Source organism: Pseudoponticoccus marisrubri (assembly GCF_001482405.1).
Classification (GTDB): Bacteria; Pseudomonadota; Alphaproteobacteria; order Rhodobacterales; family Rhodobacteraceae; genus Pseudoponticoccus; species Pseudoponticoccus marisrubri.
Genome location: NZ_LPXO01000015.1, coordinates 46078 through 68301, shown reverse-complemented (window position 1 = coordinate 68301; position 22224 = coordinate 46078). Strand labels below are relative to the sequence as shown.

Here is a 22224-nt window from a genome sequence, read left to right as displayed (position 1 = left end):
AACGCGGCGCTGGCATTTTTCTCGACCTCACGGTACGTTGAAAGAAAAACTTGAGGCAGACAATACAGGTCGAGGAGACCGAGCAGTGAAACACTCCCCCTCCCGGTGGGCGCGTTCCGTCGCCTTGCTGGCCGCGGTGTCGATTCTGGCATCTTGCGGCCTGCCGCGCGTTGGCCCCAACAAACGAGAAATCTTTGCCGGCTCCGTCCAGCGCGAGGGCGACAGCTTCATCGTCTCCGTCAATGACCGCGTCACCCGCGCCACCGCCGTGGTGCCCGCGCTCGGCTTTTCCGAAGGCTTCCGCAATGCCGGCGTGCTGGGATCGGACACGATCCGCCCCGGCGACACGCTGGGCCTGACGATCTGGGAAAACGTCGATGACGGGCTGCTCGCGGCCGAAGCGACGAATTCCACCATCCTCGAAGAGGTGCAGGTCGACGGGGCGGGCTTCATCTTCGTGCCTTACGCCGGCCGCATCCGCGCCGCCGGCAACACGCCCGAAGCGATCCGCCGCATCATCACCACCAAGCTGGAAGACCAGACCCCCGACCCGCAGGTGCAGGTGCGCCGCATCGCAGGCGATGGCTCGACCGTCAGCCTTGTCGGCGCCGTGGGCGGCCAGGGCGTCTACGCGATCGAGCGGCCGACGCGGACGCTGTCCTCGATGCTGGCCCGCGCCGGCGGCATCACGATCGAGCCCGAGATCGCCCAGATCAAGGTGCTGCGCGGCGATCATGCCGAGACGATCTGGTTCCAGGACCTCTACAAGCAGCCGCAATTCGACATCGCGCTGCGCGGCGGCGACCGCATCCTCGTCGAAGAGGACACCCGCAGCTTCACCGCGCTCGGGGCCACCGGCACGCAGGCGCGCGTGCCCTTCGAATCGCAGTCGATCTCGGCGGTCGAGGCCATCGCCACGGTGGGCGGGCTGCTTTCGGCCACGGCCGACCCGACCGGCGTCTTCGTGTTCCGCAACGAGCCGGCCGACATCGCCAACCAGGTGCTGGGCCGCGACGACCTGATCGGCGCGCAGCGCATGGTTTACGTGCTCGACCTGACCGAGCCGAACGGCATGTTCATGGCGCGCGACTTCGTGATCCGCGATCAGGACACGCTCTACGTGACCGAGGCGCCCTTCACCCAGTGGGACAAGACGATCGCGGCGCTCACCGGATCGCTCGGCACCGTCAGCACGCTGACCTCGATCGCCGACTCGGTCGGTGGCGGGACGGGCGGCTGATCTTGCACGCCGATCCCATGGCACAGGACGCCGGGAAGCCCGCTTCCCGGCGTCTTTTCGTCTATGCCGCCGGGCTGGCGCGGCAGGCGCGGCTGCGCCGGATCCTCGCGCTGTCGGGCTATCGCGTTTCGCTGGGCCTGCCCGGCCCCGATGACCTTGTGGGCGTCTGGGGCCAGTCACCCTATGCCGCGCGGGGCGAGGCCGTGGCGGCGCGGCGCGACGTGCCGCTGGTCCGGCTGGAGGATGCCTTCCTCCGCTCGCTGCACCCCGGCCGCACGGGCGAGCCGCCGCTGGGCCTTCTGATCGACCATACGGGCCTGCATTTCGATCCGCGCGGCCCCTCGGACCTCGAAACCCTGCTGCGGGACCATCCCTTCGACGACACCGCCCTGCTCGACCGGGCGCGCGGCGCCATGGCGCGGATGCGGGCGGGCCACCTGAGCAAATACTCAGCCACGCGCACCGATCTGGAGCCACCCGCCCCCGGCTATGTCCTCGTGATCGACCAGACGCGCGGCGATGCCTCGGTCCGCGCCAGCGGGGCAGATCGGGCGCGCTTCCTCGAGATGCTTTTCGTCGCGCGTGAAGAAAACCCCGGCGCGCGCATCCTGATCAAGACCCATCCCGAGACCGCCGCGGGCCATCGCCCCGGCCATTTCGAACCCGGCGATGCAACGGACGGCGTGACGCTGCATGACGGGCCGCTCTCCCCCTGGCTGCTGCTGGAGGGGGCCGTCGCGGTCTATACCGTCTCCTCACAGATGGGGTTCGAGGCGATCCTTGCCGGGCATCGCCCGCGCGTCTTCGGCGGGCCGTTCTATGCCGGCTGGGGGCTGACGCAGGATGAAGAGGTCTTTGCCCGCCGCCGCCGCTCCCTGACCCGCGCGCAGCTATTTGCCGGGGCCATGCTGCTCTACCCGCGCTGGTATGACCCCTATCATGACCGGCTGTGCCCGGTGGAGCAGGTGCTTGCCACGCTCGAGGCACGCAGCCGTGCTTGGCGCGAGGACCGCACCGGCTGGATCGCCTCAGGTATGCGCCTGTGGAAAAGGCAGCCGCTGCAGCGCTTTTTCGGACAGCACAAGCGGATACGGTTCGAGGATGATGTGGACAAGGCGGCCATGGCCGCCCGCGCGCAGGGCCGTGGCCACATGGCATGGGCCGGGCGCGCGCCCGAGGGGGCCACGCGGGTCGAGGACGGTTTCCTGCGCTCGCGCGGGCTGGGCGCCGAACTGGTCCCGCCGCTCTCGCTGGTGCTGGATCCGGACGGGATCTACTACGATCCGCGCCGCCCCTCGCGGCTTGAGGCGCTGATCCGCGCCCGCGCAACCGACCTGCGGCCTGACCAATTCGAACGTGTGACCCGGCTGATCGGACGTCTGACCGCCAAGAACTTGTCCAAATACAACCTGTCCGGAGAATTGCCCACATTCCCCGACGGGCTGCGCATCCTCGTGCCCGGGCAGGTGGAGGATGACGCCTCGATCCTCACCGGCAGCCCCGAGATGACCTCCAACGCCGCGCTTCTGGCCCGCGTCCGGCAAGAGCACCCTGCAGCGCATGTCATCTGGAAACCGCATCCGGATGTCGAGGCCGGGCTGCGCACGGGCGCGGTCGACACGCCCGAGCACTGGGCCGACACGGTGCTGCGGGGCGGCGACATGGGCGCGTTGCTGCGGCAGGTGGACGAGGTCTGGACCCTGACCTCGCTCACCGGGTTCGAGGCGCTCCTGCGCGGTTGTCGCGTGACCACGCTGGGCGCGCCCTTCTATGCCGGCTGGGGGCTGACCCGCGATCTCGGCCCGGTTCCGGCGCGGCGCCTCTCCGGTCCGCGCCCCTCGCTCGAGGCGCTGGCCCACGCGGCGCTGATCGACTACCCGCGCTATTTCGACCCGGTGACGGGCACGGCCTGCCCGGTCGAGGTGGTGGTCGACCGGCTGGAACATGACCAGATCCCGGCCCCCGGCCCGTTCAACCGGAGCCTGTCGAAACTGCAGGGTCTGCTGGCCAGCCGGGCGCATCTCTGGCGCCGATAGGCCCTGTTGAGAGGCCATCTCAACAGTCGCACGCAATCCCTTGGAATACGACAAGACCCCGGCTTGTCCACAGCTTGCGCTTGCGAATACCCGGTCAGATGAGCCGCGGCGCGCAACCCTCTGGCAGATCAGCCGATTTACGACCGTCGCCACACATGGCAGGTGTCACCGCCCGCGACCTTCACATCGACCAGCGCAAAGCACGGCGCCTCGGCCAGCGTCTCGACCCCCAGCGCGCCGATTCCGGGATGACCCTCGGCGCCCAGCATCATGCCGGCCGAGAAGACCACCAGCTCGTCCACCAGATCCGCGGCCAGCAGCGAGGCGGCCAGCTGCCCGCCGCCCTCGCAGAAAACCCGGGTCAGCCCCTGCGCGCCCAAGGCCTGCAGCAGCGCATGCGGATCCACCCGCCCTGCGGTGATCGGGCAGGCCAGCAGCCGCGCGCCCAGCCCGTCCCAGGCGGATTTGAGCTCGGCCCGCGCCTCGGCGCCATGGCAGAGCCAGACCGGCACCTCCTGCGCGCTGCGGGCCAGCTTGCTCATCAAGGGCACGTCCAGCAGGCGTGAGACGACGATGCGCACCGGCTGGCGGTGCGGGCCGAAGCCGCGCACGGTCAGTTCGGGGTCGTCGCTGCGCGCCGTACCGGCGCCCACCATCACCGCATCATGCCGGGCGCGCAACGCATGCACGGCACGGCGCGCCTCCGGGCCGGTGATCCAGCGGCTCTCGCCCGTGGCGGTGGCGATGCGCCCGTCGAGGCTGAGTGCGAGTTTCAGCGTGACCCAGGGCCGGCCCTGCGACATGCGCAGGAAAAAGCCCGCGTGATCGGCCAGCGCCTCTTCGGCGCCAACCCCGGTCGTGACCTGCACACCATGCTTGCGCAGCGTCTCGAAGCCCTGCCCCGAGACGCGCGGATCATTGTCCGGGATGGGCGCGACCACGCGCGCGATGCCGGCCGCGATCAACGCGTCCGTGCAGGGTGGGGTCTGGCCGTGATGGGAACAGGGCTCCAGCGTGACATAGGCGGTGGCGCCCCGCGCCGCGGACCCTGCCATGGCCAGCGCCTCGGTCTCGGCATGGGGGCGTCCGCCGGGTTGGGTCCAGCCGCGCCCGACCACGTGATCGCCCTGCACGATGACGCAGCCCACGGCCGGGTTGGGCCAGCACTGGCCCATCCCGCGACGGCCCAACCGCAGCGCGTGGGCCATGTGGCGCGCATCCGTCCCGGTCACTTGCGCGCCGGTGTCTCGGGGCGCAGCTCGCTGACGAACTTGTCGAAATCGTCCGCCGCCTGGAAATTCTTGTAGACGCTGGCAAAGCGCACATAGGCGACCGTGTCGATCCGGGCCAGCGCCTCCATCACGATCTCGCCGATCAGCTTGGAGGGGATGTCGGTCTCGCCCATGCTTTCCAGCCGCCGCACGATGCCCGAGATCATCTGGTCCATGCGCTCGGGCTCGATCGGGCGCTTTTGCAGCGCGATCCGGATCGACCGCTCCAGCTTGTCGCGGTCGAAATCCTCGCGCCGCCCGTTGGACTTGATGACCACGAGGTCGCGCAGCTGGACCCGTTCATAGGTGGTGAAGCGCCCGCCGCAGGCCGGGCAGAAGCGTCGCCGCCGGATCGAGACGTGATCCTCGGCCGGCCGGGAATCCTTCACCTGTGTGTCGATGTTTCCGCAAAACGGGCAGCGCATGGGCCTGTCCCCCCTATTCGTCTCTGCCTCGGGGAGCGTCTGTGCCCGCGCCCCGCCTGTTATCGTTGGGTCATGCGCGGATGGGCAGGCCTGTCCCGGGCCCGCACGCGGCACATGCAGAGATGGGGTTGGCCCCCACCTTATCCACAGCCACTATAGGATCTCGCCCATAATTTGGGTAGGGGGCAATTGTCGCCGCAAGATCAGGGAGAGGCGCGCCGTGGCGCGCGGGACTCAGTTTCCGCCGCGCGGCTGCCAGGTGCCGGTGCCCGGGTTCCATTTCAGCCCGGCGGCCCATTTCGCATCCGACAGCGCCGTGCTCCAGCCGAACAGCGTGGCCTGCGGTGCGCAATCCAGCGCGGCGATGCGGGCGCCGCCCTTGTAAACCTCGACCCCGCCCGAGGCACGGTCGGTCTGGCCGGCGGTCAAGGCGCGCTCCAGCGCCCCGTGCACGCGGTATTCATAGCTGCCATTGATGAAGCGCACCTCTTCGAAGATGGTGCGCCCCACGCCGGACCAGGGGCGATAGTCGACCTGCGCCGCATGGTCCGACAGGTGCAGCTCGGGCGACCAGAGCGTATCGCCATAGCGGTAATCGACCCGGCTGCCCGCGACGCAGACCTCCAGCCACTTGCCGTTGGCGCCGATCTGGCAGGACAGGAACGCCTGCTCTGCGGGGCATTGCGCCAGCGCGGGCGGGGCCAGGACAAGGCAAAGTGCGAGCGAACGGATCATCTTGCGTCTCCCGAAGGGGGCGAGGGGATGTGCCAGTCCCGCCCGCGCCGCGTCTCGACATATTCGGGCCAAGGCAGGTGGATCGGCGGCGGGTAATCGGCCAGGGGCGGCACATCTTCGGCGGCGGCGCGGCGCTCTTCGAATTCTTCCCATGCGGCGGCGCGGGCGGGGGCGTCGGTCAGGATCCGCAGCGCGCTGCGGGCCAGCACGCGGCCCGCGACCTGCACCATCGGGTCGATCAGCGCCGGCATGCCAGCCAGCGCGTTCATCGCCCAGGGCGGATAGGGCCCACCCCGCAGCGCCGGCCGCGCGATATAGATCCGGGCGGTCGGGCAATGCCAGCTCATGTCCGTGTAATCATCCGAGGTGCTGTTGCGCTGCGCCGGCGGCAGGTCGCGGCGCAGGATCGCCTCGGCCTCTTCTGGGTCGATCAGCCGGGTGCAGGCCTCGATCAGCGGCGCCTCGTCGGCCGGCTGCCCGCAGGCCGCCTGAACCTTGCGGGCCAGCTCGTGCGCGGGCGCCTCCCAGACCGGGGGGCCGACCTCTTGCAACGCCTCCCAGGCCAGCCGCGCCACGGCGTGGTTCGCCAGGCCCGGCCGGGATTTCGAGACCCAGATCGTCTCGACCGTGCAGCCGGTCATCTCGGCCACCTGCCGCGCCAGCCGGTGCAACTGCCCCGAGATCTGCTCGGCCATCTGCAGGTCCGGCACGCGGATCATGTATTGCAGATCGGCCTGCAACGCCGGCAGGTTGTCGGCCGTGGCCTGCCCGGTGGCAAGGATCGCCTCGGAGACGGACCAGCCGCCGCGATGCGGTAACATGCTGTCGCGCAAGCTGCGCCCCGCCTGGTACATCATCATCAGCGCATCATTGGCGCCGGGGGCGCGGATGTCGGAATGGCTTTGCGGGATGGGCGCGCCGTCCTGCGCGCCCCACCGCTCGGGCGCGGTGCAGCGGAAGCGATAGACGAAACTGTAGGCCGCCCCGCAATGCGTGTCCCAGCGGACCGTGTTGCAGAGCGGCAGCATGTAGAACGGGTGGAAGGACAGCATCGCCGCCAGCCCGTCATAATAGCCCGCCGCCGCGTGGATCGGCTTGGAGCCGCGCACCTTCTCGGCCGGCTCGCCTGTAAATTGCAGCGTGCCGGGGATGTCATGGGCCTGCATCGCCGCCTTGGTCGCCAGCAGACCGGCCAGCGCGCCGATCCCCAGCGCCGAATGCGGATCGGTATGGCCCGCCGCCGCCGGTCCCAACCCGGGGCGCGGCGCGGCCAGCGGCAGCGGCGCCTGGCAGTTCCCCGGCACCGCGTCATACTCGGCATAAAGGCCCACGCGCGGCCCGTCCCCGTTGGACCAGTTCGCGCAGAAAGCCGTGGGCATCCCGGCCGAACCCGGCTCGACCTCGAACCCCTCGGCGCGTAGCCGCTCCACGTACCAGTCGGCCGAGCGATATTCGCGCCAGGCCGGTTCGGCAAAATCGAAGATCTGCGCACACCAGTCGGACAGCTCCCCGGCGCGGGCGGCGATCAGGTCATCGGCCGTCGCCTTGGCAGCCTGCAGGTCAGCCACGCTCAAAGCCCGCGCGGATCATGGGCGTCGATGTAATCGGGCACGCTGGGCCGGCCCTCCTTCAGGGCCTTTTCGCGCTCGTCCATCCACGCCTCGATCTCGTCGGCGCTGGGGTTCTCGGTGCGGATCCATTCCAGGCACCATTCCATCTCCTGCAGCAGCGCGGCCTCGCTCACATCGCCCAAATCCCGCTCGGGATCATCCCAGCGCGGCCCGCCCAGGTAGACGGCGGCGAACATCAGCTTGGCCTTCTGCGGCGGCGTGCCATTGACCAGCAGCGCCTCGTAGAACATGCGGTGCACCTCTTGCCAGGGCCGCGCCCAGTAGGTGTCCAGCCCTTCGTTGCCGACCCCGCAATAGGCATCGTGCAGCGCGGCGGCGATCAGGTATTCGCGGCTCTGCCGGTCGCCCACAAGCGGCGCGAAGATCGTCGGGATCGAGGCCCCGTCGGTCAGCGTGCGCGGCGGCGCGGTCCAGGTCTCGCCCTTGGCGTCGACGAAATCGATCTGCTGGCGGGTGGGCAGGAAGGCCTGCTGGAAATTCTCCATGAAGACGGGCGCGCCGGCCATCTCGAGCGGCCCCCCGACAAAGCGGCAGCGCCGGTCACGCTCGGTCAGGTCATGACAGCTCTCGGCTGCTTCCAGTGCCTGGCGCGCCAGGTATTCCGGCACGCCGAACACCGCACCGCCCACGGCCGCAGCAGAGAAGAGCGCGAAGGCCCCGATGATCCGAGCTGAGATTACGCGTGTCATGGCAAGGGTTTGGCTTTCGTGGCAGCGAAATTCCGCCATAACGTACCAAACCGGACCGTGCGCGCCTATGGAGGAATACCGCCATCCCGGCCCGGCGCCCCGGCCGCTCGTTCACAAAGCCGCGACCGGCATCAGAAGGGCCGCGACCTGTCGACGATGAGGTGCATCGCGATGCTCAAACAGGTAGATGCCCTGCCAGGTGCCCAGAGCAAGGCGGCCATTGCGGACGGGGATCGACAGCGACACTGGCAGCAGCGCCGCCTTGATATGGGCCGGCATGTCATCCGGGCCTTCGATCGTATGGGTCAGGTAGGACATGGACGGATCGGTGGTTGGCGGCACGAGCCTGCGGAAGAAGGCCACCAGATCCACCTGCACGTCCGGATCCGCGTTTTCCTGCACCAGCAACGAGGCGGACGTATGCCTGACAAATAATGTCAGCAGCCCGTCACCGCGCACCCAATCCGCCACGTCACCGGTAATCTCGTAAAGCCCGGCTCCCTGCGTGGCGATGGTGAACTCTGTTTGCATGACGCGCCCTGCCCTGTTCTTCCGCCCCTCATGTCATCATATGACGGACGGGGCGGCAAAACACGAGACCCGAGGCCCCGTCACGCCGCCGTATCGCTTGCCACGCAGACAACCCCGGGCAGATCCTCGGTGGTCCAGTCGAAAAGCAGCGGCGTGCCGCTGTCTGACACGGCCGGCCGCTGCGCCACCTGCGCCAGCGTGTCCCGGCACTCCTGCAACTCGTGGGGGGCGACCTCGATCTCGATCACTTCGGGCTCCGCCGGCATCAGCGCATCGGTAGCAGCCAGCGCCCCGGCAGCGGCGCAGAAGAAGGCAGTGGTATAGGCAAGCAGCTTTTTCATGATCCTCATCCTCTCGGCAAGACAACGCGCAAGAGGAAAAAGGGTTCCGAATCACTGCAGGCCGATTCGCCGGGCCGCGGCTGGAGGGTGGGCCGGTGCGGCGCGCAGGCGCCGCGCTCGGGGCGCCCGGAGGCCCGGCCTCAATCGAACAGGCGCGCGCCCATTTGGTCGATCATCTGCTTGGCCTTGTTGACCGAGGCGGTCTCGGCCTCTTCGCGGTCCCGCAGCATGTCGGCGCGGATCAGGCGGTGCTCCTTCAGCGTACCGTCGATCTCGGCCTCGATCCGCGCGCCGATCCGGTACTGGCCACCTTCCGACACCGGCTCGGGATAGATGCGGAACCCCTCGTATTCGACGGGCTCGGGCGCCGGTGTGCCACCGCCGCCGCCCCCGCCGAACAGGCGTGAAAGCAAGGACATGGATCTGTCTCCCTACTGGTCGAGGAACGAGCGCAGCTTGCGCGACCGCGACGGGTGCTTGAGCTTGCGCAGTGCCTTGGCCTCGATCTGGCGGATCCGTTCGCGCGTGACGCTGAACTGCTGGCCCACCTCTTCAAGCGTGTGGTCGGTGTTCATGCCGATGCCGAAGCGCATGCGCAGCACCCGCTCCTCCCGCGGCGTGAGCGAGGACAGGACCCGCGTCGTGGTCTCCTTGAGGTTCTCCTGGATCGCGGAGTCCAGCGGCAGGATGGCGTTCTTGTCCTCGATGAAATCGCCCAGCTGGCTGTCTTCCTCGTCGCCGATCGGCGTCTCGAGGCTGATCGGCTCCTTGGCGATCTTCATCACCTTGCGGACCTTCTCGAGCGGCATCTGCAGCTTCTCGGCCAGCTCTTCCGGGGTCGGCTCCCGGCCGATCTCGTGCAGCATCTGGCGCCCGGTGCGGACCAGCTTGTTGATCGTCTCGATCATGTGCACCGGGATTCGGATGGTGCGCGCCTGGTCGGCGATCGAGCGGGTGATGGCCTGCCGGATCCACCAGGTGGCATAGGTCGAGAACTTGTAGCCGCGGCGATACTCGAACTTGTCCACCGCCTTCATCAGGCCGATATTGCCTTCCTGGATGAGGTCGAGAAACTGCAGGCCGCGATTGGTATATTTCTTGGCGATCGAGATCACCAGCCGCAGGTTCGCCTCGACCATCTCCTTCTTGGCCTGCCGGGCTTCCTTCTCGCCCTTCTGGACCTGGCCCACGATGCGGCGGAACTCGCTGATGTCCAGGCCGACATATTGCCCGACCTGCGCCATGTCGGCGCGCAGGTCCTCGACCTTGTCCGAGGAGCGGTCGATGAACATCTGCCAGCCGCGCCCGGTCTTGGAGGCCATGCGCTCCATCCAGTTGGGATCGAGCTCGTGGCCGCGGTATTCCTCGACGAATTCGCGCCGGTTGATGCGAGCCTGGTCGGCCAGCTTCACCATGGCGCTGTCGATGGACATGATGCGCTTGTTGATGCCGTAGAGCTGGTCGATCAGCGCCTCGATGCGGTTGTTGTGCAGGTGCAGCCCGTTGACCAGTTCGACGATCTCGCCGCGCAGCTGCTGGTAGCGAGCCTCGTCCTCGGCCGAGAACGAGCCGTCCTCGTTCAGCGTGGCCGAGATCCGGCTGTCCTGCATCTCGGCCAGCTCTTCGTAGTCGCGCGCGATGCGGTCGAGCGTCTCGAGCACGCGCGGCTTGAGCGCGGTCTCCATCGCGGCCAGCGACATGTTGGCCTGCTCGTCATCCTCGTCGTCATCTTCCTTGGCGATCGGGTTGCCGTCGGCATCCAGCTCGGGCTCGTCGCCCTTGGACCTGGCGGCCGGCGCCGCGGCGGCCGGCTCGACGGCGGCGGCATCGACCACCGGCTCTTCCAGCTCGCCATCCTCGCCCATCTGGCCCGAGAAGGTCGTCTCGAGGTCGATCACGTCGCGCAGCAGGATGTCCTCGGAGAGCAGTTCCTCGCGCCAGATCGTGATCGCCTGGAAGGTCAGCGGGCTCTCGCAGAGGCCCAGGATCATCGTGTTGCGCCCGGCCTCGATGCGCTTGGCGATGGCGATCTCGCCCTCGCGCGACAAAAGCTCGACCGAGCCCATCTCGCGCAGGTACATGCGCACCGGGTCGTCGGTGCGGTCGAGCTTTTCCTGCCCGCCCGAAGCGACGGCGACATCGCCGGCCTTCTTGGTCTCGACCAGGTCGGTCGAGCCCTTGTTCTCGTCCTCCTCGGTCTCTTCCTCCTCGGTCACCTGGATGCCCATCTCGGACAGCATGGACATCACGTCCTCGATCTGGTCCGAGCTGACCTGATCGGGGGGAAGCACCTGGTTGAGCTGATCATAGGTGATGTAGCCGCGTTCCCGCGCCTCGGTGATCATCTTCTTCACCGCAGCCTGGGACATGTCCAGGCTGATCTCCTCTTCCTGATCCTCGGTCTTGGCGTCTTCGTTGTCCTTGGCTGCCATGCGGCTCTCCTGATCGGGGGATGGCGGGCGATTCGATGGTCCGAATCAATAGCGCACCTGTGCGATTCGCACACCCATCCAGCACAAATTCCTCAAGGTTTCCTCAAACCCGGTTCACCCACGCCCCTTGTCGAAGCGAATCCCGGACAGCAGCGAATCGAATGCGCTGCGTTCCTGCCGGTCCATCTGGGCCCCGTTCGGCCCGATCTCGTAATCGGCATCGTCCTCGTCCTTGCGCCGCCCGGCGCGGGCGCGCTCGCGTGCGGCTTCGGCCACGCGCCAGGTCAGCGTCTCGTCTGACAGCGTGTCGAAATCGGCCTCGGCCTCGCTCAACTCCGCCTGCCAGCCGCGCTCGGCCTGAAGCTTGGCCAGTTCCTCGGCCACCGTCATCCGCGACAACCCCGCCTGGCCGGGGGCGCGCACGCATGGCACGATTGCCACATGGCGTGCCGAGAGCAATGTTTCAAGCGCCTGCGCACCGATCGCGGCCTCGGCGGCCTCGCGCATCGTCTCCTCACGGCCGATCGCCGACAGGATCGCGTCGCGCAGCCGGGCATGATCGGGCTCGGCACAATCCATCCGGTCCAGCTCGACCTCGAATTCCTCGGCCACCTCGGGCGCCGACAGGATCGCCGCCAGGATGACCGCCTCGCGAAGCCGCGTCTCGACCGCCTCGCCCGCCGAGACCAGCAGCGAGGCCTTGGTCGTCTCGGTCGCGGGCAGCGGCGCGCGCCAGTCCGGGCGCCGCCCGGCAAAGCCGCCGCCCTGCGGCATGGGGCGCGGCGCGCGCCGGGCCCGGAACAGCTGGTAGCGCAGTTCGCGGATATCCTCGCCGTAATGGCGCCGCAGGCCCGGGTCCTGGATCTGCGCGATGCGCGCGCGCAGCGCCTTGTCCAGCGCGGCCTTGCGCTCGGGGCTGTCGAAGACGCGGCCCTCGGTCTCCTGCCGCCAGAGCAGCTGCACCATGGGCAGCGCCGCCTCCAGCACCTCGCCCACCGCCTCGGGGCCCTTGGCGCGGATCAGCTCGTCGGGGTCCTTGCCCTCGGGCATGATGGCAAAGCGCAGCCCCTTGCCCGCCTCCAGCAGCGGCAGCGCCCGGTCGATCACCCGGTAAGCCGCGCGTAGCCCCGCCGCATCGCCGTCCAGCGCGATCACCGGCTCATCCGCGATCCGCCACAGCTGCTGCAGGTGGCGGTCGGTCACCGCCGTGCCCAGCGGCGCCACAGCGGCCTGGAAGCCGGCCTCGGACAGCGCGATCACGTCCATGTAGCCCTCGGCCACGATCAGCGTCTGCCCCCGGCCGCTGGCCGCGCGCGCCTCGCGCAGGTTGTAGAGCGTGCGCGACTTGTCGAAGACCGGCGTCTCGGGCGAGTTCAGGTATTTCGCATTGTCCTTGGGGTCCATCGCGCGCCCGCCGAAGGCGATGGCGCGGCCGCGCCCGTCGCGGATCGGGAACATGATGCGGTTGCGGAACACGTCATAGGGCGCCCGCCCCTTGTCCGAGGCCTTGACCAGCCCGGCCTCCAGCATCAGCTCGGGTGGCACACCCTTGGCGGCCAACGCCTCGCGCAGCCCTTCCCAGCCCGGCGGGGCGAAACCGATCTCGAAGCGCTCCTGCGTTGCCGCGTCCAGCCCGCGCTTTGTGAGATAGGCGCGCGCCTCGCCCGCCGCCGCGGTCTTCAGTTGCAGCCGGAAGAACTGCACCGCCTGTTCCAGCACCTCGCGCAGCTGCGTGTGCCGGTCGGCCTTTTCCTGCGCCTTGGGGTCGCGGGCCGGGATCTCCATGCCCGCCTCGGCGGCCAGGATCTCGATCGCCTCCATGAAGCCCAGGTTCTCGCTCTCGCGCACGAAGGAGATCGCATCCCCCTTCGCCTGGCAGCCGAAGCAATAGTAGAACCCCTTGCGGTCATCGACGTGGAAGGAGGCGGTCTTCTCGTGGTGGAACGGGCACGGCGCCCAGTAATCGCCCTTGCCCGGCGTGGACTTGCGGTTGTCCCACAGCACCTTGCGCCCGACCACGTCGGACAGGGTCACGCGGGTGCGCAATTCATCGAGAAAACCGGGGGGAAGGCTCATGGCCGGAATATCGGCGTTCCGGCCGCCGAATCCAAGTCCCAAGATCGCCACGCCCGCGAAGATCCCCGTGCCGGGCGCGCGGGTGCCACCGGCGGCCCGAGGACGCGGCCGCAAGCCAAGGACGAGAGAGGCAGCGCGCGCGTCAGCGCGCTCCGTCTGGCAGCGCCCTGCTCAGAGCGCCTCGCATTGCGTCTGCCAGGCCTCGCCCACGGCCGATGTCAACTGGTCCTCGGGCAGGGTCCAGATCCAGTCCGACAGCATGGACGCCGCCTCGGCATCCAACGCCGCGCTCAGCCCCGCCACCGCCTCGGATTTGGGCCGCCCCTCGGCGCGGGCGGTGACCGCCTGCATCACGATCTCGGCCTGCGCGGCGCAATCCGGCGCCTGCGCGGCGGCGGGATGGGCCAACGGCAGCAGGCAGGCCGACAGGAGGGCGGGCAGAACGGGCAGGCGCATGGGGCAATCTCCGGCAAACCGAGAACATATCAGGCTGGGGCAGGACCTAGCCGAGCACCGCCCGCCCGGCAACCAGACGCATCGCGTCGGCGATTTCATGCACAAGCGTGCCCGCCATCGACCGGAAGGCCAGGATCTCCAGCCCCTCGGGCGCGCGCGTGATCGACACCGTCATGTGCCCGCACAGCGTGCGCAGGGTCCGCCCCTCGGGCAGGGCCGCCGGGCGCAAATCCACCGGCACCAGCCGGGCCAGCACCTCCGGGGCGGTCTCCCCCTCCAGCCGCAGCGCGACCCAGCCATCGCTCTGGTCCACCAGCGCGGCCTGCGCCGACAGGCCCGGATCGGCGGGGCCGCCCATCAGAAAGGCCTGGCCGCGCCCGGTCCAGAGGCAGCGCAGCGGCGGCGCTGCGGTCACCTCGCCCGGGTCCGGGAAACCCAGCCCATGCGCCGCCTGCATCGCCTCGGACAGCGCCGCCCTCCGCCCGCGATAGGGCATCAGCGCGGTCATCGGGCCGGGATCCCAGGCACTCAGCCCCGTCGCCCCGGCAGTGACGGGCAGCAGCGCCGCCCACGGGGTCTGTGCCGTCAGTTCAACCACGCAAGCGCCCTCCGTCCGGGTCGACGGCCACGGGGTCGGTCACCTCGCAGGCGACCTCCGCCCCGCGCAGCCGGTCGATCAGCCGCACCGTCTCGCCATGGCGCGCCCGGCCATTGGCCAGAAAGCCCAGCGCCAGCGGCAGGCCCAGCGTCGGCGAATAGCCCGTCGATGTCACATAGCCCAAGTCGGTGTCGGGCGTCACCGCACCCTCGGCGGCAAAGAGATGCGCGCCGGCCGGCAGCGGGCTCTGCCCGTCCAGCGGGCGCAGCCCCACCAGCTGCGGGCGGCTCTCCTCGACCAGCCCCGGCCGCGCCGCAAGCGCCTTGCCGATGCACTCCTTGGCGGGCGAGATCATCCGCTGGAAGCCGATATCGAAGGCCGTGACCCGTCCATGGATCTCGGCATGGGTGACATGGCCCTTCTCGATGCGCAGCACGTTCAGCGCCTCCATCCCGTACGCGCCGCCGCCCAGCGCTTCGGCCCGCGCCACCAGTGCCTCGAACAGACTGGCCCCAAAGCGCGCCGGCACCGCGATCTCGTAGGCATGCTCGCCCGAGAAGGAGATCCGGAACAGCCGCCCCGCCACCCCGCCGACCGAGACCGGCCCACAGGCCATGAAGGGAAAGCCCGCATCGTCGATGGGCGCGTCCAGCAGTCCGTTCAACAGCTCGCGCGACCGCGGCCCGGCCACGGCGAACTGTGCCCAGCGCTCGGTGACCGAGACAAAGCGCAGATCCATGCCCGGCGCCCAGGCCTGCTGCACCCAGTCGAGATGCCGCATCACCTGCCCCGCCGCGGCGGTGGTCGTGGTCATCACCCAGCGATCGGCCTCCAGCCGCGCCGTGGTGCCGTCATCCATCACGTGCCCGTCCTCGCGCAGCATCAGCCCGTAGCGCACGCGCCCCGGCTTCAGCGTCGAGAAGCGGTTGGTGTAGACGACATCGAGGAAGGCGCCCACATCCGGGCCGACCAGCTCGATCTTGCCCAGCGTCGAGACATCGCAGATGCCCACCGCCCCGCGCACCATGGCGACCTCGCGGTCGCAGGCGGCGCGCCACGTGGTCTCGCCCGCGCGTGGAAAGTAGGAGGGCCGGTACCAGAGCCCGGCCTCCACCATCGGCGCGCCCATCGCCACGCTTTGCGCATGCGAGGTCGTCTCGCGCACCGGGGCAAAGCCCTGCCCCTGCGCCCCGGCCCCCATGGCCGCGATCGGCACGGGGCTGTAGGGCGGGCGAAAGGTGGTGGTGCCGGTCTGCGGGATGTCGCGCCCGGTGGCATCGGCCAGGATCGCCAGCGCCCCGATATTCGAGCTCTTGCCCTGGTCGGTGGCCATGCCTTGCGTGGTGTAGCGCTTCATGTGCTCGACCGAGGCATAGTTCTCGGCCGCGGCCTGTTTCACGTCTTTCACCGTCACGTCGTTCTGGAAATCCAGCCAGGCCCGCCCACGGCCCGGCACCGCCCAGAGCCGCCGCAGGCGGCCGGGCGCATCCTCCGCCTCTGGGATCGCGGGCAGCACCGCCGCAAAGCCCAGATCGGCCGCCGCTGCCCGCCCGGCCTCGGCGCCGTCCCGCAGGCAGGACGTGGTCGATAGGGCCCCCGCCACCGCGCCGGCCGGGCGCAGCCCAGGCACCGCATCGGCACGCGGCAGGAAGGCGGCCAGCGTCTCGGACCAGACGGGTCGCGCGCCCAGGTGACAGGTCAGGTGCAGGGCCGGGTTCCAGCCGCCCGACACGCCCAGCGCCTCCACCGCGACCCGCTGCCGGCGCCCATCCGCGCCGCGGATCTCGATGGCCGAGAGCCCGCGCCGCCCATGCGCGCGGCTCACCACGTGGCCGGGAAAGAAGGGCACGTCGCCTGCGCGGTTCTCGGCATCATGGCGGCTGTCGACCAGCGCCACCACCTCCAACCCGGCAGCGGCCAGGTCGCGCGCCGTGCGATGCGCGTCATCATTGTTGCCGAAGACCGCCACGCGCCGACCCGGGGCCACGCCCCAGCGATGGGCATAGCCGCGCAGCGCGCCCGCCAGCATCACCCCCGGCCGGTCATTGTCGCGAAAGGCGATGGGCCGCTCCAGCGCCCCCGAACACAGCACCGCGCGCTGCGCCGCGATGCGCCAGAAACACTCGACCGGCGCCGCACCGGGATCGGCCAGGTGCTGCGCCACCCGCTCATGCGCGCCATAACTGCCCTGGTCATAGGCGCCCGTCACGGTGGTGCGCGGCATCAGGCGCACGTTCTCCATGGCCCGCAGCGCCTCCCACTGCGCCGCGGTCCAATCGGCGCCCGGCCGGCCGTCCACCGCCTCGGCCTCGGCCAGCAGGCGGCCGCCTGGCGCGGCGTCCTCGTCGCACAGGATCACCTGCGCACCCGCCTGCCCCGCCGCCAGCGCCGCCATCAGCCCCGCCGGCCCCGCACCGATCACCAGCACGTCGCAGAAGGCAAAGGCCTTCTCGTAACGGTCTGGATTCGGCTGCCCCGACAGGGCCCCCAGCCCGGCCGCGCGCCGGATCACGGGCTCATAGACCTTCTCCCAGAATGCTTTCGGCCACATGAAGGTCTTGTAGTAGAACCCCGCGCCAAGGAACGGCGCGGCAAGGTCGTTCACCGACAGCAGGTCCAGCGCCAGCGAGGGCCAGCGGTTCTGGCTGACCGAGGCCAGCCCGTTGTACAGCTCCTGCATCGTGGCCCGGGTATTGGGCTCGGCCCGCGCGCCCCGACCCACCGTGACCAACGCGTTGGGCTCGGCCGAGCCGGCGGTCAGCGGCCCGCGCGGCCGGTGATACTTGAAGCTGCGGCCCATCAGCCGCACCCCCGCCCCCAGCAGCGCCGAGGCCAGCGTGTCGCCGGCAAACCCCTGGTAGCGTCGCCCGTCGAAGGTGAAACCCAGCACCCGCGCCCGGTCCACGCGGCCCATCCCGTCAATCCGCATGATCGCCTCCGACCAGCGCGGTGCCGAAGATCTCGTGGGTGACCGTGTCGCGCTCCACCACCAGCCAGGCCCCGCAACCGGCCTCGTGATACCACAGGTCACGCGTGCGCCCGGCGGGGTTGTCGCGCAGGTGCAGCCAGTCCGACCACTGCTCGGTCGTGGCGCCGGGGGCCGGCCGGTCCACCATCGCCGCCGCGCCCTGGTAGGTGAACTCGCGGCGGTCGCGCTCGCCGCACAGCGGACAGCTCAGGCGCATCCGACCCCCTCCCCGTCCCCAGAACGCACCAGAGGCCGGGGCGCGCGCTGCAGCTTCTTCTCTTTGAAAATACTCACATCCGCCCCCTCGCCGGCGCGCTCAGTGCAGGTTGTGCTGCGCACCGGTGCCCTCCTCGTCCATCAGCCCGCGCCCGGTGGCGAAGCGATCCAGCCGGAACCGCGCGGCAGGCGCGTGGGGGCGGTCGGTGGCGATCAGGTGGGCGAAGGAAAAGCCCGAGCCCGGCACCGCCTTGAACCCGCCATAGCACCAGCCGCAATTCAGGTAGAGCCCCTCGATCCCGGTGCGGTCGATGATCGGAGAGCCGTCCGGCGACATGTCCATGATCCCGCCCCAGCTGCGCAGCACCCGCGCCTTGCCGATCATCGGCATCAGCGTCATGGCCGCCTCCATCACGTGTTCGGCCATGGGCAGGTTGCCGCGCGCCGCGTAGGAGGCGTAGAAATCGAGGTCGCCGCCGAAGACCAGCCCGCCCTTGTCGGACTGGCTGATGTAGAAATGCCCCATCCCGAAGGTGACCACGTGATCGATGCAGGGCTTCAGCCCCTCGGTCACGAAGGCCTGGAGCACGTGGCTTTCGATCGGCAGGCGCATCCCTGCGAGCGCCGCAACCTGGCTGGAGCGTCCGGCCACGACGATGCCCACCTTCCTGGCCCGGATCGCGCCGCGCGTGGTCTGCACGCCCTGCACCCGGCCGCCCGCGATGTCGATGCCGGTCACCTCGCAGTTCTGGATCAGGTCGACGCCGCGCGCATCCGCGCCCCGGGCATAGCCCCAAGCCACCGCGTCATGCCGCGCAGTGCCGCCGCGGGCGTGGAACAGCCCGCCATAGATCGGGAAGCGCGCCGTGTCGAAATCGAGATAGGGCACCATCGCGCGCACCTGCTCGCGGTCGAGCAGCTCGGCATCATCGCCCTGCAGGCGCATGGAATTGCCGCGCCGCGCCGCGTAGTCGCGCTGTCCGTCGGAATGGAACAGGTTCAGCACGCCGCGCTGACTCATCATGGTATTGAAGTTCAGCTCCTGCTCCATCCCCTCCCAGAGTTTCAGGGAATGCGAGTAGAACTCGGAATTGCCCGGCAGGTTGTAATTGGCGCGCACGATCGTGGTGTTGCGCCCGACATTGCCGCCGCCAAGATAGCCCTTCTCGAGCACCGCGACATTGAGCAGCCCGTGCTCCTTGGCCAGGTAGAAGGCCGTGGCCAGCCCGTGCCCGCCGCCGCCGATGATGACGATGTCATATTCGGGCTTGGGGTCCGGCGTGCGCCAGTGCGGCCGCCAGCCCCGGTTCCCGGTCAGCCCCTCCCTGACGATCCGCCATCCTGAAAACCGCATGCCCTGCCCCGTCTGCCACCGGGCCAGTGAAACAGCAGCGCCGGGCGCGATCAACGCCCGGCGACGACGCCTGATGTCGTTTTCGGCCCGAAGCGGCGGCTGGGTTCAGCCGTCGCTCCAGACGATCTTGGGCGCAAAGCGCGGACGGGTGAAGCCGAAATTGTAGAACAGCCCGGCCGTGTTCAGCCCCGGCACCTCGAAGGGCGGCACGTATTGCGTGGCGGTCTCGACCACGATGACGCGCTCGTTGTCCAGCATGTTGGGCAGCTTGGTCTCGATATCGGCCAGGTCGGCATTCTCGAGCGTCTCGAAGGTGCCGCGCGATTGCGACCACTCCACCCTGTACCGGCTGTTGTCGCCGTCATAGCGCACCAGCGTGACCCGCAGGGAATAGGGCCCTTCCGAGCGGGTCAGGAAGGCCAGCAGGTCCACCATCCCGTCCAGGTAGGCCCCGTCGATCGGGTCGGTCTCGCGCGACAGCGCGTCCGAGATCGTGTAGGCCGCCTTGACGTTCAGCGCCTTGTAGCGGAACGCGTCGAACAGGCTGAACGTGGCCGCGAGGATGCTGATCATCAGCGGCACCCAGATCACCGTCTCGACGGTGACATTGCCGTCCTCGTCGCGCAGGAAACGGGTCAGTCGGGAAAGAAGGCTCTGTCGCATCGGGCTTACCTCGGTTCCTGGACGAAGGCCGATGTCACCACCAGCTGGGCATAGCCTTCGTCGTCCAAGTTCAGTTCCTTGCCGATCGAGGTCGTCGGCATCATCGGCTTGTATTTCAGGCAGGCCCGGATCAGCATCAGGTCGTTGTCCTGCCCGGCCACGAAATTGCGCACCGGGCGCGGATCCTGCTGCGCGTTGATGCAGTCGGCATCCACCGGCGCCGCGCTCAGGTCACGCGGCTCCACCTGGACCATTTCCACCCGCAGGTTGTCGCCGCAGACGTCGAGGATGGTCGCCTCGGTGCAGATCTTGTCGCGCACCTCCTCATAGCTGGGCACATGCCCTGTGCTCAGCCGGATGTCGCGTGTCGCCAGGTCCACCCCGCGCTCCAGCATGGCATGGCGCAGGTTGATGAAGGCGATCTCGACCCCGGCGGCGAGGATCATGAAGAAGATCGTGAAGTAGACGGCGAATTCGACCGTGGCGTTGCCGTCCTCTTCCTTGCGGAAGCGTTTGGCGAAGGAGATCAGACGGGAGATCATTGAATCAGCCTCAGGTTGTTGATCTGGCGCGCAACCGCATCGAAAGCGTCCGCGATTTCATCGCCGTGCACGTGGAAGTGATGCGACGGCGAGGAGGCACAGGCCTTCATGTCGTTCGCGGCGGAGTTGCTCGTCTCGAAGGCGATGGTGAAGACCGTCACGCCGTTCAGCCGGGCAAGATCGCATTGCTGCAGCAGGTTCGAGATGTTGGTCGAGCGCGACGACATCGTGTAGTACGATCCGCTGCCCTGGGTCTGGAGCGCCTCGTCGTTGTTGATCGGCGCCTCGGGATCCTGCGGGCGATACTGGTCGGTCGTCTGGCCGTCCGTCATCAGCACGACGTATTTTTCCGTCTCGGGATCGTGCCAGTCGATCGGCCGGCCGCGGAATTGCGGGTCCACCACCCCGTTGTCGATCAGGTGGCCGACTTCGTCCCGGTTGGCCGGATCCAGCAGTGCGAGACCATATTTCATGCCATATTGAAGGCCCGTCCCGTCATGCATCCGCATGTCGCCGATGAAATCGACCAGTTGCTGGCGGTTCGCCGAGTAGTACTGGACGGTCGTGTCCTCGCCCGGGCACCAGCCCCAGTCCATGACGGTCTCGTCATAGGGCCAGAAGTTGAAGTGTGGTACGTAGTCGTCGGATTTCGGCATCTCCGTCGTCGCGAACTCGTTGTTGTAGATCTCGACGCAGGAGGACGGCATGTTCACGTTCTGCGAATTGCCCGGGGCCGGCTCCTCGGTCGTGTCGGTCCCGTCGGACGGCGGTGTTTCGGGGTTGGGCGAGGTGTAGAACTGGGCCCAGTAGTCGAAGTTGATGTGGCCGTAGCTGTAGGTGTTGCCCGGGATCTTGCCGCGGTTCTTCTTGGGGCCGATATCGCTCTCGGGGCCGTTCTCGTCACCGTTCACCTGGAAGTAGCGCGTCTTCTGCTTGCCCCCCTTGATGGAGATGCCGAGGAACTGGTCGGCATGCTGCAAGCGGCCGTCCTGAGACATCATGTAGGCCACCGCGCCCTTGAAGAAGTCATCCGTGTCGCGCGGCGCGTTCTCCGGGAACCCCTGGATCTTGTGGGCCACGTCGTAGATTTCATCGCCGTCGGTGTCGAAATAGATCACGATATTCGAAATCGCCTGCGCCCAGGGCTGGAAGTAGTCCTCCGCCGCGGGTTCCGTCGTTTCGGTCGTGGTGGTGCCGTCCGAGCAGGAGGGATCGGATGCGCCTTCATCCGCGTTCTCGGCATTGTTGTTGCACAGCGAACCGCCGGGGGCATCCTGGTCCCCGTTGCCCCAGCCGTTGTTCTCGTTCTTCTTGATCTTGGGCCGTTCGCCCCGGAAATAGTCGAACAGGATATCGCCGGGGTTCACCTGTCCTGCGAAGGGCACGAGGTTCAGCGTCGTGATGCCGTTCGTCTGCTCGGTCATGACCTTGTTGACGAAGGACTGGGCCGCCGGGCGCATCCTGTCCATGCGTCCGTTGTTGCGCATCGATCCCGAGATATCGAGCACCAGCGACACCTCGACGTTCGAGATCTTTTCCTCTGCGATGCTGCGGGCTGGCGCCGTCAGGCGATCAAAGCCCGACATGTGCAGAAAGAAGGTGTCCAGCTCGACCTGCGCATGGGCATCCACGACGCGGTAGTTGAACCCGTCCTCGACATCCACGCCGCCAAGCGCGTCTTCCAGCCCGGCCTTCTGCATGTAGTCGGTCACGACGGTCGAGGCATGCTGGTGCTGGTCCAGATCCGCCGCCGCCAGAACCGCCCGGTCCATGGTCGCCTGCAGCTGGGCCCGCGTGGCTTCAAACCGCATGATATCCACCGAAGCCCCCGTGATGATGAGAATGAGAACAATCATCATGACCGAGAAGATCGTGATGTTTCCGTCCTCTTCCGTTCGAAAACGGTTCAGTTCCTGGTACGCACTGGACATGCTCTTTTTCCCTTCCGTTCACCCGGACTCCCGGTCCTCGGCACCTGTCAGGATTAGTTAACGAATGCGGTGCGAGCGGGACGGGATTG

At 68.5% G+C, this 22224-nt stretch carries 20 protein-coding genes; 2 read left to right on the top strand and 18 right to left on the bottom strand.

Annotated features, from left to right (window positions below):
* The first annotated feature begins 85 nt into the window (after window positions 1-85).
* Window positions 86-1240: a polysaccharide biosynthesis/export family protein gene (locus AVJ23_RS18645; protein WP_058863736.1), complete on the top strand. Its 1155-nt coding sequence runs from the start codon at window positions 86-88 to the stop codon at window positions 1238-1240.
* A gap of 17 nt (window positions 1241-1257) precedes the next feature.
* Window positions 1258-3276: a capsule polysaccharide biogenesis protein gene (locus AVJ23_RS18640; protein ID WP_058863768.1), complete on the top strand. Its 2019-nt coding sequence runs from the start codon at window positions 1258-1260 to the stop codon at window positions 3274-3276.
* Between the two features lie 137 nt (window positions 3277-3413).
* On the opposite strand, the gene ribD is transcribed toward AVJ23_RS18640, so the two are convergent.
* The 18 genes from ribD to AVJ23_RS18550 all read right to left on the bottom strand — a co-directional run bounded on the left by ribD (window position 3414) and on the right by AVJ23_RS18550 (window position 22135).
* Window positions 3414-4484: a bifunctional diaminohydroxyphosphoribosylaminopyrimidine deaminase/5-amino-6-(5-phosphoribosylamino)uracil reductase RibD gene (gene ribD, locus AVJ23_RS18635; RefSeq protein ID WP_058863735.1), complete on the bottom strand. Its 1071-nt coding sequence runs from the start codon at window positions 4482-4484 to the stop codon at window positions 3414-3416.
* Between the two features lie 20 nt (window positions 4485-4504).
* Window positions 4505-4972 carry a transcriptional regulator NrdR gene (gene nrdR, locus AVJ23_RS18630; protein ID WP_058863734.1) on the bottom strand — a complete coding sequence of 156 codons (468 nt, stop codon included), beginning with the start codon at window positions 4970-4972 and terminating at the stop codon, window positions 4505-4507.
* 234 nt (window positions 4973-5206) lie between these two features.
* On the bottom strand, window positions 5207-5707 hold the full coding sequence (locus AVJ23_RS18625; protein WP_058863733.1) for a hypothetical protein: 501 nt from the start codon (window positions 5705-5707) through the stop codon (window positions 5207-5209).
* Window positions 5704-7275: a zinc-binding metallopeptidase family protein gene (locus AVJ23_RS18620; protein WP_240484722.1), complete on the bottom strand. Its 1572-nt coding sequence runs from the start codon at window positions 7273-7275 to the stop codon at window positions 5704-5706. The genes AVJ23_RS18625 and AVJ23_RS18620 overlap by 4 nt, the downstream gene beginning before the upstream one ends.
* Window positions 7276-7277: 2 nt before the next feature.
* The gene (locus AVJ23_RS18615) at window positions 7278-8027 is read right to left on the bottom strand and encodes a DUF1353 domain-containing protein (RefSeq protein WP_058863732.1); all 750 of its coding nucleotides are present in this window, start codon (window positions 8025-8027) and stop codon (window positions 7278-7280) included.
* Window positions 8028-8138: 111 nt separating this feature from the next.
* Window positions 8139-8558, bottom strand: coding sequence for a secondary thiamine-phosphate synthase enzyme YjbQ (locus AVJ23_RS18610; RefSeq protein WP_058863731.1), 420 nt, complete (start codon window positions 8556-8558; stop codon window positions 8139-8141).
* 80 nt (window positions 8559-8638) lie between these two features.
* Entirely contained in the window at window positions 8639-8899 is a 261-nt protein-coding gene (locus AVJ23_RS18605; protein WP_058863730.1) for a hypothetical protein, read from the bottom strand.
* Window positions 8900-9039: 140 nt separating this feature from the next.
* Entirely contained in the window at window positions 9040-9318 is a 279-nt protein-coding gene (locus AVJ23_RS18600) for an HlyU family transcriptional regulator (RefSeq protein ID WP_058863729.1), read from the bottom strand.
* 12 nt (window positions 9319-9330) lie between these two features.
* On the bottom strand, window positions 9331-11331 hold the full coding sequence (gene rpoD, locus AVJ23_RS18595; protein WP_058863728.1) for an RNA polymerase sigma factor RpoD: 2001 nt from the start codon (window positions 11329-11331) through the stop codon (window positions 9331-9333).
* A gap of 114 nt (window positions 11332-11445) precedes the next feature.
* Window positions 11446-13407 (bottom strand): DNA primase, encoded by a 1962-nt coding sequence (gene dnaG, locus AVJ23_RS18590; protein ID WP_058863727.1) that lies wholly within the window; start codon window positions 13405-13407, stop codon window positions 11446-11448.
* Window positions 13408-13578: 171 nt separating this feature from the next.
* Window positions 13579-13863, bottom strand: a complete 285-nt coding sequence (locus AVJ23_RS18585) for a hypothetical protein (RefSeq protein ID WP_058863726.1) — start codon at window positions 13861-13863, stop codon at window positions 13579-13581.
* A gap of 46 nt (window positions 13864-13909) precedes the next feature.
* Complete coding sequence (locus AVJ23_RS18580) at window positions 13910-14461, bottom strand: sarcosine oxidase subunit gamma (protein WP_058863725.1); 552 nt, start codon at window positions 14459-14461, stop codon at window positions 13910-13912.
* Window positions 14454-17390 carry a sarcosine oxidase subunit alpha family protein gene (locus AVJ23_RS18575; protein WP_058863724.1) on the bottom strand — a complete coding sequence of 979 codons (2937 nt, stop codon included), beginning with the start codon at window positions 17388-17390 and terminating at the stop codon, window positions 14454-14456. Before AVJ23_RS18575 ends, AVJ23_RS18580 begins: the two co-directional genes overlap by 8 nt.
* Window positions 17380-17646 (bottom strand): sarcosine oxidase subunit delta, encoded by a 267-nt coding sequence (locus AVJ23_RS18570; RefSeq protein ID WP_058863723.1) that lies wholly within the window; start codon window positions 17644-17646, stop codon window positions 17380-17382. The genes AVJ23_RS18575 and AVJ23_RS18570 overlap by 11 nt, the downstream gene beginning before the upstream one ends.
* 99 nt (window positions 17647-17745) lie before the next feature.
* A complete protein-coding gene (locus tag AVJ23_RS18565; protein ID WP_058863722.1) occupies window positions 17746-18999 on the bottom strand; it encodes a sarcosine oxidase subunit beta family protein in 1254 nt (417 codons plus the stop codon).
* Between the two features lie 105 nt (window positions 19000-19104).
* Complete coding sequence (locus AVJ23_RS18560) at window positions 19105-19662, bottom strand: TadE/TadG family type IV pilus assembly protein (RefSeq protein WP_058863721.1); 558 nt, start codon at window positions 19660-19662, stop codon at window positions 19105-19107.
* A 5-nt stretch (window positions 19663-19667) separates the two neighbouring features.
* A complete protein-coding gene (locus tag AVJ23_RS18555) occupies window positions 19668-20204 on the bottom strand; it encodes a TadE/TadG family type IV pilus assembly protein (RefSeq protein WP_058863720.1) in 537 nt (178 codons plus the stop codon).
* Window positions 20201-22135: a TadE/TadG family type IV pilus assembly protein gene (locus AVJ23_RS18550; RefSeq protein WP_058863719.1), complete on the bottom strand. Its 1935-nt coding sequence runs from the start codon at window positions 22133-22135 to the stop codon at window positions 20201-20203. The genes AVJ23_RS18555 and AVJ23_RS18550 overlap by 4 nt, the downstream gene beginning before the upstream one ends.
* Window positions 22136-22224: the final 89 nt, after the last annotated feature.